18 protein-coding genes are annotated in these 17,221 nt (G+C 55.7%); 6 read left to right on the top strand and 12 right to left on the bottom strand.

Going from position 1 to position 17,221, the window contains the following annotated elements:
* Positions 1-77: 77 nt before the first annotated feature.
* The 4 genes from frr to rpsB form a co-directional block, all read right to left on the bottom strand.
* Positions 78-635 (bottom strand): ribosome recycling factor, encoded by a 558-nt coding sequence (frr, locus tag DDA898_RS05300; RefSeq protein WP_013316753.1) that lies wholly within the window; start codon positions 633-635, stop codon positions 78-80.
* A gap of 142 nt (positions 636-777) precedes the next feature.
* Positions 778-1,509 carry a UMP kinase gene (gene pyrH, locus DDA898_RS05295; RefSeq protein ID WP_013316752.1) on the bottom strand — a complete coding sequence of 244 codons (732 nt, stop codon included), beginning with the start codon at positions 1,507-1,509 and terminating at the stop codon, positions 778-780.
* A gap of 171 nt (positions 1,510-1,680) precedes the next feature.
* Positions 1,681-2,538: a translation elongation factor Ts gene (gene tsf / locus DDA898_RS05290; protein ID WP_013316751.1), complete on the bottom strand. Its 858-nt coding sequence runs from the start codon at positions 2,536-2,538 to the stop codon at positions 1,681-1,683.
* A 125-nt stretch (positions 2,539-2,663) separates the two neighbouring features.
* Positions 2,664-3,389: a 30S ribosomal protein S2 gene (gene rpsB / locus DDA898_RS05285; protein WP_013316750.1), complete on the bottom strand. Its 726-nt coding sequence runs from the start codon at positions 3,387-3,389 to the stop codon at positions 2,664-2,666.
* 367 nt (positions 3,390-3,756) lie between these two features.
* Between rpsB and map the strand changes: the two genes are divergently transcribed.
* From map to DDA898_RS05265, 4 genes are all read left to right on the top strand, one after another.
* The gene (gene map, locus DDA898_RS05280; protein WP_038910460.1) at positions 3,757-4,551 is read left to right on the top strand and encodes a type I methionyl aminopeptidase; all 795 of its coding nucleotides are present in this window, start codon (positions 3,757-3,759) and stop codon (positions 4,549-4,551) included.
* Between the two features lie 53 nt (positions 4,552-4,604).
* Positions 4,605-7,286 (top strand): bifunctional uridylyltransferase/uridylyl-removing protein GlnD, encoded by a 2,682-nt coding sequence (gene glnD / locus DDA898_RS05275; RefSeq protein WP_038900499.1) that lies wholly within the window; start codon positions 4,605-4,607, stop codon positions 7,284-7,286.
* A 65-nt stretch (positions 7,287-7,351) separates the two neighbouring features.
* Positions 7,352-8,176, top strand: a complete 825-nt coding sequence (gene dapD / locus DDA898_RS05270) for a 2,3,4,5-tetrahydropyridine-2,6-dicarboxylate N-succinyltransferase (RefSeq protein WP_038900498.1) — start codon at positions 7,352-7,354, stop codon at positions 8,174-8,176.
* Positions 8,177-8,298: 122 nt separating this feature from the next.
* Positions 8,299-8,685, top strand: coding sequence for a DUF3461 family protein (locus DDA898_RS05265; protein WP_013316746.1), 387 nt, complete (start codon positions 8,299-8,301; stop codon positions 8,683-8,685).
* Positions 8,686-8,785: 100 nt separating this feature from the next.
* Here DDA898_RS05265 and DDA898_RS05260 read toward each other — a convergent pair whose 3' ends face one another.
* The 4 genes from DDA898_RS05260 to syd all read right to left on the bottom strand — a co-directional run bounded on the left by DDA898_RS05260 (position 8,786) and on the right by syd (position 11,592).
* Entirely contained in the window at positions 8,786-9,238 is a 453-nt protein-coding gene (locus DDA898_RS05260; RefSeq protein ID WP_038910458.1) for a flavodoxin, read from the bottom strand.
* Between the two features lie 18 nt (positions 9,239-9,256).
* On the bottom strand, positions 9,257-10,042 hold the full coding sequence (gene truC / locus DDA898_RS05255) for a tRNA pseudouridine(65) synthase TruC (protein WP_038900497.1): 786 nt from the start codon (positions 10,040-10,042) through the stop codon (positions 9,257-9,259).
* Between the two features lie 2 nt (positions 10,043-10,044).
* Positions 10,045-10,365, bottom strand: a complete 321-nt coding sequence (locus tag DDA898_RS05250) for a YqcC family protein (RefSeq protein WP_013316743.1) — start codon at positions 10,363-10,365, stop codon at positions 10,045-10,047.
* A 678-nt stretch (positions 10,366-11,043) separates the two neighbouring features.
* Complete coding sequence (syd, locus tag DDA898_RS05245; RefSeq protein ID WP_038910457.1) at positions 11,044-11,592, bottom strand: SecY-interacting protein; 549 nt, start codon at positions 11,590-11,592, stop codon at positions 11,044-11,046.
* Between the two features lie 262 nt (positions 11,593-11,854).
* On the opposite strand from syd, the gene ppnN reads away from it, so the two are divergent.
* Positions 11,855-13,219: a nucleotide 5'-monophosphate nucleosidase PpnN gene (ppnN, locus tag DDA898_RS05240; RefSeq protein WP_013316741.1), complete on the top strand. Its 1,365-nt coding sequence runs from the start codon at positions 11,855-11,857 to the stop codon at positions 13,217-13,219.
* Between the two features lie 62 nt (positions 13,220-13,281).
* A complete protein-coding gene (gene xni, locus DDA898_RS05235; RefSeq protein ID WP_013316740.1) occupies positions 13,282-14,043 on the top strand; it encodes a flap endonuclease Xni in 762 nt (253 codons plus the stop codon).
* 50 nt (positions 14,044-14,093) lie between these two features.
* Here xni and rlmM read toward each other — a convergent pair whose 3' ends face one another.
* The 4 genes from rlmM to DDA898_RS05215 all read right to left on the bottom strand — a co-directional run bounded on the left by rlmM (position 14,094) and on the right by DDA898_RS05215 (position 17,197).
* Positions 14,094-15,194 (bottom strand): 23S rRNA (cytidine(2498)-2'-O)-methyltransferase RlmM, encoded by a 1,101-nt coding sequence (gene rlmM / locus DDA898_RS05230; RefSeq protein WP_038910455.1) that lies wholly within the window; start codon positions 15,192-15,194, stop codon positions 14,094-14,096.
* Position 15,195: 1 nt separating this feature from the next.
* On the bottom strand, positions 15,196-15,582 hold the full coding sequence (locus tag DDA898_RS05225) for a DUF423 domain-containing protein (protein ID WP_038910454.1): 387 nt from the start codon (positions 15,580-15,582) through the stop codon (positions 15,196-15,198).
* A gap of 113 nt (positions 15,583-15,695) precedes the next feature.
* A complete protein-coding gene (locus DDA898_RS05220; RefSeq protein WP_013316737.1) occupies positions 15,696-16,622 on the bottom strand; it encodes a transcriptional regulator GcvA in 927 nt (308 codons plus the stop codon).
* Between the two features lie 353 nt (positions 16,623-16,975).
* On the bottom strand, positions 16,976-17,197 hold the full coding sequence (locus tag DDA898_RS05215) for a YgdI/YgdR family lipoprotein (protein WP_038900493.1): 222 nt from the start codon (positions 17,195-17,197) through the stop codon (positions 16,976-16,978).
* Between the last annotated feature and the right edge of the window lie 24 nt (positions 17,198-17,221).

Genomic DNA, 17,221 nt, shown 5'->3' with positions numbered 1-17,221 from the left:
AAAGCTGAAAAGCAAAACGCCGCAGGAGGCGCGGGCCTGACCCTGCACCTGCCGCGGCGCTGTGCCTGACTGACGGATCAGAAATCCATCAGTTCTTTTTCTTTCTCGGCCAGAACGGCATCGATCTTCTTGATAAAGCTGTCAGTGAGCTTCTGAACATCGTCCTGAGAACGGCGTTCATCATCTTCGCTGATGGTCTTCTCTTTCAGTTGCGCCTTCAACTTGTCGTTAGCGTCGCGACGAACGTTACGCACCGCCACACGGCTCTGCTCGGCTTCACCGCGCACTACCTTGATCAGGTCTTTACGGCGTTCTTCCGTCAGCGGCGGCAGCGGAACACGGATAACCGTACCGGCAGACATCGGGTTGAGACCCAGGTCGGATGCCATGATGGCTTTTTCCACCGCCGGGCCCAACGTCCGGTCAAATACGGTGACAGCCAGCGTACGCGTGTCTTCCACCACAATGTTGGCTAACTGGCGTAACGGGGTTGCGCTACCGTAATATTCCACATGAATGCCGTCCAGAAGACTGGGGGACGCGCGGCCAGTACGCACTTTGCTGATCTGGTTCTTGAAAGCTTCTACGCATTTGTCCATGCGCGTTTCAGCGTCTTTTCTGATTTCATTAATCACGTTGTGAACCCTTGAAAACTGGTTGCCAGTCAGGTCACGCGCGGCTTGCATGACCCAGCGAATCATTGATTACCAGCGGCAGGCTGGCAATGTATGGCGCAATCTTGTGTCACCAAAACAAGATATTACCTTAAATTAGACGTCAGCCGTTATTACTGATCAACGTCCCTTCTTTTTCGCCCATCACGACGCGACGCAGCGCGCCCGGCTTATTCATATTGAACACCCGGATCGGCAGATTGTGGTCACGCGCCAGCGTGAAGGCCGCCAGATCCATCACTTTGAGTTCGCGCTCCAGCACTTCCTGGTAGCTCAGCGATTCATAGAGCGTCGCGTTGGGGTCCTTAACCGGATCAGCCGAGAATACGCCGTCCACTTTGGTGGCTTTCAACACCACATCCGCCTCGATTTCAATCCCGCGCAGGCAAGCTGCGGAGTCGGTAGTAAAGAAGGGGTTGCCGGTACCGGCGGAGAAAATCACCACGCGGTTGTTGCGCAGCAGGCTGATGGCTTCAGCCCAGCTGTAATTATCACACACGCCATTGAGTGGAATGGCTGACATCAGGCGGGCGTTGACATAAGCACGATGCAGCGAATCACGCATCGCCAGACCGTTCATGACGGTAGCCAACATCCCCATATGATCACCCACCACACGGTTCATGCCTGCTTTGGCCAGACCGGCGCCGCGGAACAGGTTGCCGCCGCCGATCACCACACCGACCTGAATGCCCAGCTCAACCAGTTCCTTCACTTCCTGGGCCATACGATCGAGGATGCTCGCATCGATACCGAAACCTTCAGCTCCCTGCAGCGCTTCGCCACTCAGCTTCAGCAGGATACGTTGATATACGGGTTTTGCGTTGGTTGCCATGGTGTTCTTGTCCTAACAGGCTGTCATCGTACTGGGGGTTATTACTGCCGCACCCGGCGCGCCGCAGACGGGGTTGCCAGATGCCATGAAATTGCTTGTACCACGAATTACGGGTATCGCGAATAGCTTGGCTGGATAAAAAGGAACCGCCAACTGGCGGCTCCTTTTTTATTAAGACTGCTTGCTCATTGCTGCGACTTCAGCAGCAAAGTCAACTTCAGCTTTTTCAATGCCTTCACCCACTTCGTAGCGGATGAACGTGCTTACAGAAGCATTGTGCTCTTTCAGCAGTTGACCAACGGTTTTGTTCGGGTCCATTACGAAATTCTGACCGGTCAGAGAGATCTCGCCGGTGAACTTGCGCATACGGCCTTCAACCATTTTCTCAGCGATTTCGCGCGGCTTGCCGGACTGCATGGCGATGTCCAGCTGGATCTGATGCTCGCGGGCAACTACGTCAGCCGGTACGTCTTCAGCATTAACGTATTCCGGTTTGCTGGCGGCGATGTGCATGGCAACGTGCTTGATCAGCTCTTCGTCAGCACCGGTAGCGGCAACCATAACGCCGATACGAGCGCCGTGCATGTAAGAACCCAGCGCGTCGCCAGTCTGCACAGCGATACGACGAATGTTGATGTTTTCACCGATTTTCGCTACCAGCGCGGTGCGCTGTTCTTCGAATTTCGCTTTCAGAACTTCAACATCAGTGATGCGTTCGTTCAGCGCGGCGGCGATAACTTCTTCGCCAAACGCTTTGAAGCCGGCGTCTTTTGCTACGAAGTCGGTTTCGCAGTTCAGTTCAACGATGACGCCGTATTTGCCGTCAGCGGCAATTTTGGTCAGGATCACGCCTTCAGCGGCAACGCGGCCTGCTTTTTTCGCAGCTTTAGCCTGGCCGGATTTACGCATGTTGTCGATTGCCAGCTCGATGTCGCCATTAGCTTCAACCAGAGCTTTTTTACATTCCATCATGCCTGCGCCGGTACGTTCGCGCAGTTCTTTTACCAGGGCAGCGGTAATTTCAGCCATTATCTTTTCCTCGGTTATCTCGTGGCGGAGATAAGTAAGAGATAAGTAAAAAGGGGGCCTGACAAGGCCCCCTAACCAACATATGTCAATACCTGGTTAATAAGGGCTCAACAGAGCTGGCCTTATTATTCAGCTTCGACGAAGCTCTCTTCTGCCTGTTCAGCCAGATCCTGAGAACGGCCTTCACGGACAGCGGTGGCAACAGCGCCCAGGTACAGGCTTACTGCACGGATGGCGTCGTCGTTACCAGGGATGATGTAATCAACGCCATCCGGATCGGAGTTGGTATCAACAATTGCAAATACCGGGATACCCAGGTTGTTTGCTTCTTTGATAGCAATGTGTTCGTGATCGGCGTCGATAACGAACAGCGCGTCAGGCAGACCGCCCATGTCTTTGATACCGCCCAGGCTGTTTTCCAGCTTGTCCAGTTCACGGGTGCGCAGCAGCGCTTCTTTCTTGGTCAGCTTGTCGAACGTGCCGTCCTGAGCCTGAGTTTCCAGATCTTTCAAACGCTTGATGGACTGACGAACGGTTTTCCAGTTAGTCAGCATACCGCCCAACCAGCGATGGTTCACAAAGAACTGGTCGCAGTTGTTAGCAGCTTCTTTTACCGCTTCGCTTGCTGCGCGTTTAGTACCGACAAACAGAATCTTGCCTTTACGGGAAGAAATTTTGCTCAGCTCAGCCAGGGCTTCGTTGAACATCGGTACGGTTTTCTCAAGGTTGATGATGTGAACTTTGTTACGAGCACCGAAGATGAACGGTTTCATTTTCGGGTTCCAGTAACGAGTCTGGTGACCAAAGTGTACGCCCGCCTTGAGCATGTCGCGCATGGAAACAGTTGCCATGATTACCTCTGTAGATTAAGTATGGGGTTATGCCTCCACGTGTCCCATTGCGCCGACCCGAATGGAGCAAACCACTCAGGCACCCCGGCGAATGTGCCGACACGTGTGTGTTATACACATAGTGAGTTCAGTTTGAACCGGCAGAACTCAGTCATCTGAAAATTCCAGCCGGAACACCGGCGCGCTTTATACCATAAACCGCCCCCGGACACCAACTTTTGTTGCATTCTAGCGCCGTGCGCCACATCCCCGATGACACTCCCATGACGGAATGATGATTTGGCAGTGTCAGGCAGGGCTGATACCATAAATCACTATTTATCGACCCTCTTTCGCCGGCAAAGGCGATACCTGTGGACTGAATTCAATGGCAATCTCAATCAAAACCTCTGAAGATATCGAAAAAATGCGTGTGGCCGGCCGTTTGGCGGCGGAAGTGCTGGAAATCATCGAACCGCACGTGGTGCCGGGCGTGAGCACCGGCGAGCTGGACCGCCTCTGTCATGACCACATCACCAACAAGCAAAACGCGGTTTCCGCCAGCCTCGGCTATCACGGCTTTCCGAAATCCGTCTGCATCTCCGTCAACGAAGTAGTGTGCCACGGCATTCCGAGCGACGAAAAAATCCTCAAAGACGGCGATATCGTCAACATCGACGTTACGGTAATTAAAGACGATTTTCACGGCGACACCTCCAAAATGTTCATTGTCGGCAAACCGACCATTCTGGGGGAACGCCTGTGCAAGGTTACTCAGGAAAGCCTGTATCTGGCGCTGCGGATGATTAAACCGGGCGTCCGGTTGCGCACGCTGGGCCGCGAAATCCAGAAATATGTGGAAGCGCAGGATTTCTCCGTCGTGCGCGAGTACTGCGGTCATGGCATCGGCCGCGGTTTCCATGAAGAGCCGCAGGTGCTGCACTATGACGCCGACGACGGCGGCATGGTACTGCAGCCGGGCATGGCGTTTACCGTGGAGCCAATGGTCAACGCCGGCGATTACCGCATCCGCACCATGAAAGACGGCTGGACGGTAAAAACCAAGGATCGCAGCTTGTCGGCACAATACGAGCATACTATTGTGGTAACTGAAAACGGCTGCGAAATAATGACGTTGCGTAAGGATGACACCATCCCCAACATCATCACGCATCAGGAATAATTGAACATAAGCCGGCTGATGCCGGCTTTTTTTATGGTTATGGTGGCGCAACTATGATCGACAGAGACCTTCCGCACGATACTCCCGGTTCCACCACCACGGTTCACCCGGCACCGGCTTCTCCCCTCACCTTCACGGACGACATGCTGAAATGCCAGACGCTGAAAACCCATCTGGAACAGTTCCAGAGTTGGTTGACGGAGGAATTCAAAGCCGGCGTCAGCGCGGAAGCGTTGATCGATGCCCGCACGCTGTTTATCGATCACCTGATGCAACGGCTATGGCGCTTTTACGGTTTTGAGCGTGTGCCGCAAACCGCGCTGGTGGCGGTAGGCGGCTACGGGCGCGGGGAATTACACCCGCTATCGGATATCGACCTGCTGGTCCTGAGCCAACACAAGCTGACGGATGCTCAGTCACAGGCTATCGGCACCTTTATCACATTGCTGTGGGACCTGCGGCTGGAAGTCGGCCACAGCGTGCGCACGCTGGACGAATGTCTGGAAGAAGGCCGGGCGGATATTTCCGTCGCCACCAACCTGATCGAATCCCGCATGATTTGCGGGGACGTGGCGCTGTTCCTGATGCTGCAAAAACACATTTTCAGCGACGCGTTCTGGCCCTCGGAAACCTTTTTCCCCGCCAAGATCGCCGAGCAGCGGGAACGCCATCAGCGCTACCATAGCACCAGTTACAATCTGGAGCCGGACATCAAAAGCAGCCCCGGCGGGCTGCGGGATATCCACACTCTGCTGTGGGTCGCACGCCGCCATTTTGGCGCCACGTCGCTCAACGAAATGGTAGGGTTCGGTTTTCTGACCGAAGCCGAGCGCAATGAACTGAACGAATGCCAGAGTTTTCTGTGGCGCATTCGCTTCGCTCTGCATTCGATCCTGCCACGTTACGATAACCGCCTGTTGTTCGACCGCCAGCTCAATGTAGCGCAACTGCTGCAGTATCAGGGCGAAGGCAACGCGCCGGTAGAACACATGATGAAAGACTTCTACCGTATGACGCGTCGGGTGGGCGAACTCAATCAGATGTTGCTGCAACTGTTCGACGAAGCCATTCTGGCGTTGGATGCCAGCGAGAAACCCCGCCCGCTGGATGAGGAATTCCAGTTGCGCGGCCAGCTTATCGACCTGCGTGACGAAACCCTGTTCGAGCACAAACCCGAAGCCATTATCCGCATGTTCTACCTGATGGTGCGCAATCAGGAAATCACCGGCATCTATTCAACCACATTGCGCCACTTGCGCCATGCGCGCCGGCATCTGACCCAGCCGCTGTGCACCATCCCGGAAGCGCGCAACCTGTTCATGAATATTTTGCGCCATCCGCGTGCCGTCAGCCGGGCCTTGCTGCCGATGCACACCCACAGCGTGCTATGGGCCTATATGCCGTTGTGGGGCAATATCGTCGGGCAGATGCAGTTTGACCTGTTCCACGCCTATACCGTGGATGAGCACACCATCCGGGTATTGCTGAAACTGGAAAGTTTTACCGAAGAAGCCACCCGCGCATCGCATCCGCTGTGCGTGGAACTGTATCCACGGTTGCCGCAGCCGGAATTGTTGCTGCTGGCGGCGTTGTTCCACGACATCGCCAAAGGGCGCGGCGGCGACCACTCGGAACTGGGCGCCAAAGACGCGCTGGAGTTCGCCGTGCTGCACGGGTTGAACTCGCGGGAAACCCAATTGGTGGCCTGGCTGGTACGCTGTCATCTGTTGATGTCGGTCACCGCGCAACGCCGCGACATTCAGGACCCGGCGGTGATCCAGCAATTCGCCGAACAGGTACAAAGCGAAACCCGGCTACGCTATCTGCTGAACCTGACCGTGGCGGATATCTGCGCCACCAATGAGACGCTGTGGAACAGTTGGAAACAGAGCCTGCTGCGCGAATTGTATTTCGCCACCGAGAAACAACTGCGCCGCGGCATGCAGAACTCGCCGGACCTGCGCGAGCGGGTGCGTCATCACCGGTTGCAGGCGCTGGCGCTGTTGCGTATGGACAATATCGACGAAGAAGCGCTGCACCACATCTGGAGCCGCTGCCGCGCCGACTACTTCCTGCGCCATTCCCCCAATCAACTGGCCTGGCACGCTCGCCATCTACTGGAGCATGACGTCAACAAGCCGATGGTGCTGATCAGCCATCAGGCCAGCCGCGGCGGCACCGAAATCTTTATCTGGAGCCCGGACCGCCCTTATCTGTTCGCCGCGGTCGCCGGCGAACTGGACAGGCGTAACCTGAGCGTGCACGACGCCCAGATCTTCACCAGCCGCGACGGCATGGCGATGGATACCTTTATCGTGCTGGAGCCGGACGGCAGCCCGCTGGCGCCGGATCGGCACGACATGATCCGCCACGCTATCGAGCAGGCGCTGACCCAACGGGATTACCAGCACCCGAGAGTGCGCCGGCCCTCCTCACGCCTGCGACACTTCAGCGTGCCGACGGAAGTCGGTTTTCTGCCGACGCATACCGACCGGCGTAGCTACATGGAGCTGATCGCGCTCGATCAACCCGGCCTGCTGGCGCGGGTGGGTGAAGTGTTCGCCGACCTTAATCTGTCGCTGCACGGCGCCCGTATTTCCACCATCGGCGAACGGGTAGAAGACCTGTTTATTCTGGCGGATAGCGAAAGACGGGCATTAAGCCCCGAATTACGGCTTAAGTTGCAACAACGGTTGACAGAAGCCCTCGACCCAAACGATAAAGTAGCTTCTTAAATATTAAGCCGCGCCCCGCATAGCGGCACGCGGCCTGGTTTGATTAATAACGAAAGAGAAACAGGATGCAGCAATTACAGAACATCATCGAAACCGCATTTGAGCGTCGCGCAGACATCACCCCGGCCAATGTGGACACGGTGACACGCGAAGCGGTGAATCAGGTTATCAGCCAGTTAGACAGCGGTATGCTGCGCGTGGCTGAGAAAATCAACGGCCAATGGGTGACGCATCAGTGGCTGAAGAAAGCGGTGCTGCTCTCTTTCCGCATCAATGATAACCAACTGATGGAAGGCTCCGAAACCCGCTACTACGACAAAGTGCCGATGAAATTCGCCGGTTACGATGAAGCGCGCTTTCAGCGCGAAGGTTTCCGCGTCGTGCCGCCTGCCAGCGTACGTCAGGGCGCGTTTATCGCCCGTAACACCGTGCTGATGCCGTCTTACGTCAACATCGGCGCCTACGTCGACGAAGGCTCGATGGTCGACACCTGGGCGACCGTCGGCTCCTGCGCTCAGATCGGCAAAAACGTGCACCTGTCCGGCGGCGTCGGCATCGGCGGCGTGCTGGAACCGCTGCAGGCTAACCCGACCATTATCGAAGACAACTGCTTCATCGGCGCCCGCTCCGAAGTCGTGGAAGGCGTGATCGTGGAAGAAGGCTCGGTGATCTCGATGGGCGTATTCATCAGCCAGAGCACCCGCATTTACGACCGTGAAACCGGCGAAATCCATTACGGCCGCGTGCCGGCGGGCTCGGTGGTGGTATCCGGCAACCTGCCCGCTAAAGACGGCAGCCACAGCCTGTATTGCGCAGTGATCGTGAAAAAAGTGGATGCGAAAACCCGCGGTAAAGTGGGGATTAATGAGTTATTACGCACTATCGACTAATACCACTATCGACTAAACTGAATGGCGGGCTATCACCCGCCATTTTTTACGGCATCAAGCCGTCACGACCAACAACACTGGCCCAGTTTTTCAAGCCGACGTAAAACAAGAAAGGTGGTGTTATGTACGACAATCTGAAAAGTCTTGGGATTTCCAACCCGGAAGATATCGACCGCTATAGCCTCCGTCAGGAAGCCAGCAACGATATTCTGAAAATTTACTTTCGCAAGGATAAAGGGGAATTTTTCGCTAAAAGCGTCAAGTTCAAATATCCGCGCCAGCGCAAGACCATCGTCGCAGACAACGCTGGGCAGGGTTACAAGGAAATCAACGAGATCAGCCCCAATCTGCGTTATGTGGTGGACGAGCTCGATCAGATTTGCCAGCGCGATCAGGTTGAGGTGGATTTGAAGCGCAAGATACTGTCCGACCTGCGTCATCTGGAAAGCGTCGTCACCAACAAGATCAGCGAAATCGAATCCGATCTGGAAAAACTGACCCAGCGCTAAGTAGCGTCGACAACCAGGCTGCAACGCAGCCAATCCGGCATAAGAAACGGGGCCTGAGGGCCCCGTTTTCACAACCTACGCCCGACATAGGCATTAGCAATTACGCATCCAGCAGCGCCGCCCAGGACTCCACCCACGGGCAGGAAACCACCTCGGGTTCCGGATGCTCGGTTGCATCAATTTCCAGCAGCTCGCCCACGCGCTTCGCGCCCATCTCCTGTAGCAAGGCATCAAACTGATGGCCGCCGCCGCAGAAGTTATCGTAGCTGCTGTCTCCCAGCGCAATCAGCCCGTAGCGTAAATCCGGCTGATAACCGACTTTCTCGCGCAGCGTTTCGTACAACGGCACGATAGACTCCGGCAACTGCCCCTGCCCAGTTGTAGAGGTCACCACCAGCACCGTCTGCTGACTGTAAGCCAGCCAGTCATCTACCGAGGCTTCCTCGAAAACCTTTACTTCATGCCCGTGCGCCTTAAGAATGCTTTCCGCTTCTTCCGCCACCAGCAACGCGTTGCCATACACCGTGCCAACAAAAATACCGACTTGCGCCATGACGCTGATTCTCCTGTTTTATGCTGACGTCAGGTCGTTATCCTGACCCGACGCCAGAGGAAACTCAACCCTTTCAACATCAGGGAGACTGCCTTGCCAGCCAAACTGCGTCATTACGCCCTGCCAGGGATCATCCCAGCGTGCCGAGATAGCCAGCGGTTCGTTGGTAACCGGGTGAGTCAGCGACAAACAGCTGGCGTGCAACATCAGGCGGGCGCAGTCGAAGTGCGCCGCCATGCCGCGGTTCTGGCGCAGGTCGCCGTGGGTGGTGTCGCCAATAATGGGATGGCGCAAATGCGCCATATGTCGCCGCAGTTGGTGCTTACGCCCGGTCTTGGGGTTCAATTGCAGCAGGCTGTAGCGGGCGGTGTCATAACGCCCGATCGCCACCGGCATTTCGGCACGAGCCAGTACCCGATAGTGGCTGACGGCAGGCTGCGGCGCTTTGTCGGGGTCGGCAAATTTGTCGGCGATGCGATCCAGCTCTTCCGTCAGCGCGTAATCAATCACGCCGTCCTCCATCACATAGCCGCGAACCACCGCATGGTAGGTTTTCTCCATCTGATGCTGCTCGAACTGCTGCGCCAGTAGCCGCGCCACTTCGGGGGACAACGCCATCAACAGCACGCCGGAAGTGGGACGGTCCAGACGGTGCACGGTAAACACGTGCTGACCAATCTGGTCGCGCACCGTTTGCATCACCACCACTTTTTCCTTGCGATCCAACCAGCTGCGGTGCACCAGCCAACCGGCCGGTTTGTTCACCGCAATCAGATGCTCATCCTGATAAACAATCTCCAGCATCCTCACTCCTCAAACAGGGCGTCCAACGCCCCCAACTGCGCCAGCAACTCGCCGACGTCATCCGAGCGCCCATCGAACGCCACCTCGAAGTAAGGCAGGATAGCAAGCCGGGCCGGCAACGGCGCGCCGCTGTCCAGTAACGCGTGCATGCGCGGCAGAAATACCCATTGCAACCACTGCTCGGCCGCCATGGTATCGATGCAGAACGGCTCCTGGCTGGCAAACGCCGCCTCATCAGGCGCGGAAGGCTGCCATAACGGGCTCGCCTTCAGGGCATGCTCGATAGCGAACAGCGATTGTCGGATGCGAATCTCTACACTCATGGGCCGGGATCTCGTCAGGCTCGGTAACAGGGCGGCAAAGCATAGCATCGTTGTTCGGTTCTGGCACCCCGGACGCGCCCCGCCGCCGGGAGACGCAGACTGAACGGCAACAGGCAAAAACGAAAAGAGGGAACCGATTTCTCGGTTCCCTCTTAGTTCGTTTGCAGCAGTCCCGCTACCTTGTTGCTTCCCTGCTCGTCCTTGAAAACTTGTCCCTGATGGTCCTCCTAACCCACAATCCTTGCTGGCGATCCCTCTTTCATCCGTGACGGTCGATCCTTCATAATCATCCGTGATCGCATTCCTTTAGGCTCCTGCCCCACCGGCATTCCCAGGCCGGCTCTCATTCTCCATCCTGGAGGTGTCCCTAATTTCATCCTGAAAAAAGAGTCTGGTTGTAACAGAAATTGGCTTCCTGCCCTCCTGGCATGGTCGACATAACCTGTTACCGTGTTACGAAACTGAATAATAAGATGTATTAATTAAACCGAATCAGCAACCCACCCAAACGCCCCAATAGCCGTACAAAAATCGCGGTTTATAGACGAACACCATTAATTCATTAATTAATAATGTAAAAATTAAACGGAAATCTTAGTTTAATATTAAAGATAAGAGATCGCTTACACGCAATGTAAGAGATATCTCACACGCCGAAAAGCGAAACGCGATTCAGCATTATGGAATCAATGGCAACAGCTTATGGAGAAAATCAACCAGATCCGATGACAACACTCGACGCTGACGTGTACCAAATTCCTCCAGCACAACTTCGCCGCTCAGGTTGCACAAAGAGATTAGCGCCATTTCAGAATCCGTCGTCGCAAGAAATAACGTAGGTGACAACTTTAGTCGTTTTTGTGTCAAAAGATGACCAATCAGGTTCTCCTGCAGGCGAATAAAATCGTCCTCGCTCCAGGCCTGAAGCAGCGTGCATTCCAGATCGTCAAAACGGGCCGTCATGTCGCCGGCGAACTGGCTGGTGAAAAAGGCGTGCGCATCCGGGTGCAGCTGAATATCCAGCGCCCGTTCAACGCCATCCAAGCGCGCCGCCACGCTCTGCGCCCGCGGCAGCCAGTGCACACGGCTATCCTGCGTGGCGACGATACAGGGCGAAGCCACGCCATACAGCTCATCGCTGGCTGGCGGATGTCCCGTTTCCCGCTGCCATAACTCGACATAACGCTGGGTGAATGCGTTCAGCGCCTGTGATACCTGCTGCTCCATCTTACCTCTCACTCTGGGTCCGTCGGATTTCACTGAATACACATTCTATCCCGATTATGGCGCCTGCCGTCGACAGAATGCGCATCAAAGTGCGTAACGCCGCGCAACTTTATCGTCGGGAGGTTACCATGCCTTGGCAAAAGGCTATGCGACACGTTAAGGTGAGACAGCAAAGAAACGTATCACACAAACGCATCTAAACCTGCGTGTTGGGCAAACGTCTTGAACAACTGTCGTCGCACACTGCGTTTCAGGGAGTAGTATGATCACACATATCAGCCCGCTAGGGTCCATGGATTTACTGTCGCAGTTGGAAGTGGATATGCTGAAAAGCACGGCCAGCAGCGATCTTTACCGGCTATTCCGCAATTGTTCCCTCGCCGTCCTGAACTCCGGCAGTCAGACGGACAACAGCAAGGAGTTGCTCTCCCGTTACGAGGATTTCGACATCAACGTGCTACGCCGTGAGCGCGGCGTGAAGCTGGAACTGGTCAACCCGCCGGAAGACGCATTTGTCGACGGGCAAATTATCCGTTCGCTGCAGGCCAACCTGTTCGCCGTGCTGCGAGATATTCTGTTTGTGAACGGGCAGATCGCCAGCGCCGGCCGTTATCAAAATCTGGATCTCGAAGATTCCACCCACATCACTAATCTGGTGTTCTCCATCCTGCGCAACGCCAGAGCGCTGCATGTCGGCGAGGAGCCGAATCTGGTGGTGTGCTGGGGCGGTCATTCGATCAATGAAACCGAATACCTGTACGCCCGCAAAGTCGGCAGCCAGCTCGGCTTACGCGAGCTGAACATCTGTACCGGTTGCGGACCGGGCGCGATGGAAGCCCCGATGAAAGGCGCCGCCGTAGGCCATGCTCAGCAGCGTTACCGGGACGGGCGCTTCATCGGCATGACCGAGCCGTCCATCATCGCCGCCGAGCCGCCCAATCCGCTGGTGAATGAACTGATTATCATGCCGGATATTGAAAAACGACTGGAAGCGTTTGTGCGCATCGGTCACGGCATCATTATTTTCCCTGGCGGGGTCGGCACTGCGGAAGAATTCCTCTATTTGCTGGGCATCATGATGGACCCGGACAACAGCGAGCAGGTGTTGCCGATTATTCTCACCGGCCCGCAGGAAAGCGCCGACTACTTCCGGGTGCTCGACGAATTCATCGTCAGTACGCTGGGCCGTCAGGCACGCCGTTATTATTCCATCATCATCAACGACGCCGCCGAAGTGGCTCGCCAGATGAAAAAAACCATGCCACAGGTGAAAGAGCATCGCCGCCATACTGGCGACGCTTACAGCTTCAACTGGTCGCTGCGCATCGCGCCGGACTTGCAACTGCCGTTCGAACCGACGCACGAGAACATGGCTAACCTTAACCTGCATCCTGACCAGCCGGCCGAACAGTTGGCTGCGACGTTGCGTCGGGCGTTTTCCGGTATCGTAGCAGGTAACGTCAAAGAGGCGGGCATTCGGGCCATCGAAGAGCACGGCCCTTACAAACTGCACGGTAATGCCGACATCATGAAGAGCATGGACCAACTGTTGCAGGACTTCGTGTCCCAGCAGCGTATGAAGCTGCCCGGCAGCGCTTACGTTCCGTGCTACGAAATCAGTTCCTGACCACCAGTTCGCCGCCGACGACGCTAGTCCGGCGGCGACTCAGACTCACATGACTACCGCTTATGGCCGTACATCTGCTTATTGTCGACGCACTCAACCTGATCCGACGCATTCATGCGGTACAAGGCTCCCCGTGCCTGACTGCCTGCCAGCACGCGCTGGGCCAGTTGATACAGCACAGTCAACCCACTCATGCCGTTGCCGTCTTTGACGATGAACAGCGTGACCAGAGCTGGCGCCACCAGTTGCTGCCGGAATACAAGGCTGGCCGCGCGCCCATGCCGGAAAATCTGTCGCAGGAACTGCCGCAAATCAGGGACGCCTTTCTGGCGTTAGGGGTGGACAGTTGGCACTCGCCGGGCAATGAAGCCGACGATCTGGCCGCCACGCTGGCCTGCAAGGTCGCCGCGCAAGGTCACCAGGCCACCATTGTCTCGACCGATAAAGGTTACTGTCAGCTATTGGCGCCGACCATTCGCATTCGGGATTACTTTCAGAAGCGCTGGCTGGATGTGCCGTTCATCCAGCAGGAGTTCGGCGTGCAGCCCGAACAATTGCCGGATTACTGGGGGCTGGCGGGTATCAGCAGCAGCAAAATCCCCGGCGTGAGCGGCATTGGGCCGAAAACCGCCGCTCAGTTATTGCAACAAGCTGGTTCGCTGGAGGCGCTATACCAGCAGTTGGAACAGATACCGGAGAAATGGCGCCGCAAGCTGGAATCCCAACAGGACATGGCTTACCGCAGCCGTGAGGTCGCCACGCTCAGAACCGATCTGGTACTCAATGGCAACCTGCAACAGCTACGCCTGCCCGCATCGGGCTAGGCGGCGTTAAACCGCCGGCACGCCGAGAGATTAGCGACCGGCGGTGGAAATCAGCGTTCGTCGCGTCGGCCGGGAATCGCACCCCAGATACGCCGTGCATGAACGGTGACCTCTTCACGATCGTGATAGAGATGTTTGGCGTGAATTTCAAAATTGATGCTGTTCTCTTCCAGCCGCTGCGCCAGCAAGGCCAGATTCTGGGTCACTTCTTCGTAGCGCTTTTTCATCGGCAGCTTCAGGTTGAAGATCACTTCACGGCACCAGCCATTGACCAGCCAGTCGGCCATGCGGTTGGTGACTTTAGCTGGTTTTTCCACCATATCGCACACCAGCCAGTAGATATTGTTGCGCGGCGGCTCAAAGCGGAAACCGTCTGCCTGATGGTGAATGACCTGCCCGGTATCCATCAGGCTTGGCGCCATCATACCGTTATCGACGGCATGCACCATCATACTGCGTTTCACCAGTTGATAGGTCCAGCCGCCGGGGCAAGCGCCCAGATCAACCGCATACATGCCGCTGCCCAATCGTTCGTCCCACTCGTCCGCCGGCACGAAGGTATGAAAGGCTTCTTCCAGCTTCAGCGTCGAGCGGCTGGGAGCATCGGCGGGGAATTTCAGCCGCGGAATCCCCATATAGAACGGCGAATTGTTATTGCTGTAGGAGTAGCCGACATAGCAGCAACCGGGGGCGATGAACAATACATGGATAACCGGGCGGTTGGCTTTCTCCTGCGCCAGCAGGATGCGGTTTTCCCGCAGCGCGGCGCGCAGCGGCACCGTGAACTTGCGGCAGAACTTCATCAGTTCCTTGCTTTCGTTGGTATCCGGCACTTCCACCCGCAGCTCTCCGGCCCGTTCTATCGCCCCGGTCAGCATCCCGACTATCGGCGTGATGCGATCCTCCGGCGGCAGATCGCGCAGCAATTCGCCGCATACCATCATCTGACGTGCGAACACCAGTTCCCGGAACGGTAATTCCTTAATCAGCCGATCGGCGTCTTCGTGCTGGTAGCACTCAAAAATCACATATCCGCTGTTATCCTTTACCCGCACAAAGCCATAGACGTTATAACGCGCCGCCTTGTCGGTAATTTCCGCCGCGCACTCTTTCTCAAATCCAGGGCGGCAGTACAAAATCACTTTATTCATGCTACTCAGCCTTTTTCTTTAAGCGTAAGGCTCCAATTAACAGTAACAGCCAGCCCGCCAGGAAGCACAAGCCCCCCACCGGAGTGACAAATACCCATAGTTTGAGGTGCGACAACGCCAGACAGTACAGGCTGCCGCTAAACAGCAGCGTACCCAGCGCCAGAAACGCCGCACTCCAGTAAAACCAGACATTCGCCCGTTGATGCATCGCCACCGACAGCGCCATAATCGCCAGCGTGTGAAACGCCTGATACTGGAGCCCGGTATGCAACCAGGACATTTCCGCCTCGCCCAGCGATTTACTCAGCACATGCGTGCCGAACGCCCCCAGCGCCACATATACAAACCCGCTGATGGCGGCGAATATCAGCATGAAACGGCTGTTCATCGTGCGATCTATTCCGTTATCAAGAAAAAAGGGCTGAACCCGGCGGATTCAGCGTGAACGGTTGTTCAACGAGCGTTTTGTTCAACGAGCCTGTTGTTCAACGAGCCTGTTGTTCAACGAGAACCGTTGTCGTAGCGGAAGCGGAACTTTTCCTGTTCGCTGGCCGCACGAGCCAGAATCCATTGGCGAAAGGCGGCTATTTTACCCAGTTCCGCCTGACTGTCATGACAAACCAGATAAAATGCGTTTTTGCTGACCAGTACGTCATTGAACGGACACACCAGCCTGCCCGCTTCAATCTCCGTCTGCGCCATCACATTGTTGGCCAGCGCAACCCCCTGGCCGTGAATCGCCGCCTGCAACACCATCGCGCTATGACTGAAAATCGGCCCTTGCTGCACATTAATCTGAGTTATCCCCAACTGGCGGGTATAGGCCATCCAGTCACGCCGCGAGGCGTCATGCAACAGCGTATGCCATACCAGGTCTCCCGGCGTTTTCAGCGGGTGTTCCCCGGCCAGCAATTGCGGCGAGCAAACCGGCAACAAATACTCCGCGTACAGTTTTTCTACCCGCAATCCCGGCCAGTTGCCGCGTCCGTAGAAAATAGCCACGTCCACATCGTCCGACAGTCGTTCCTCTTCCCGGTCCACCGCCTGAATACGCACATCAATGCCTGGGTAATCCGAGTTGAAACTCGACAAGCGCGGCACCAGCCAGTGAATGGCAAAGCTGGGCAACAGGCTGACCGTCAGCGCGCCTTTGGCGCTACGAGCCTGTAGTTTACGGGTCGCTTCATTGAGCGCGGAAAAGATTTCTTTGATATCCAAAAAATAGCTCTGCCCTTCTTCCGTCAGCAACAGGGAACGGTTACGGCGGCGGAACAGTTTCAGGCCGAGAAAATCTTCCAGCGATTTGATCTGATGACTGACGGCAGCCTGTGTAACGAATAACTCTTCGGCCGCACGGGTAAAACTGAGGTGGCGGGCAGCAGCATCAAAGACGCGCAAGGCATTGAGAGGCGGCAATCGTTTCGACATAAACCGGATTCTTCGTATGCGGCCCACCCCGGTAAATGCTACCGTGATTTGCCATTAGTTTTTGTAATCCGATGCATTATAAATTGTCCGTTGAGGATGCACCAGCAAATACCTATAGTAGCGCCACTTCCCTGAGCCGGAACGAAAAGTGCGAAAGGTTGACTGACGTGCTTTTGGCTTGTGGTTGTGATGTTGTGTTTGCTATTTGTTTACTGTCTGCATTTCAGACGCGGTAGCGATGCTACCTTTCATTTCCTGTACATTTACCCTGTCTGTCTAAGTGATTTTTGCATAGCACCGCGTTTTGCGGTGCTTTTTTTTTTGCCCGTATTGTATTGACCAGAAGAGATCGATCACTTCGCTTCCGTCATCGATCTCAAAGCATCACGATTAATCTGTTGATGGTGACCGTAGGCATCGGTGTAGCTGATGAGACCAGTTTCTTCATCCACCTTCGGCTTGCCATCGGCAATGATGGTCCGTCCGTCGGAGGTTTCCAGCACATAATTGCTGGAACAGGCTGACAGCGATAATGCCAGACCCAGGGCGGCAATAATTGAAATCTTATTCTTCATATTTTACTACCAGTATTTTTAAAT

It is taken from the genome of Dickeya dadantii NCPPB 898 (genome assembly GCF_000406145.1).
Taxonomy (GTDB): Bacteria; Pseudomonadota; Gammaproteobacteria; order Enterobacterales; family Enterobacteriaceae; genus Dickeya; species Dickeya dadantii.
Note: the sequence above shows the minus strand (reverse complement) of the source record. Positions and strands in the feature narration are given on the sequence as shown.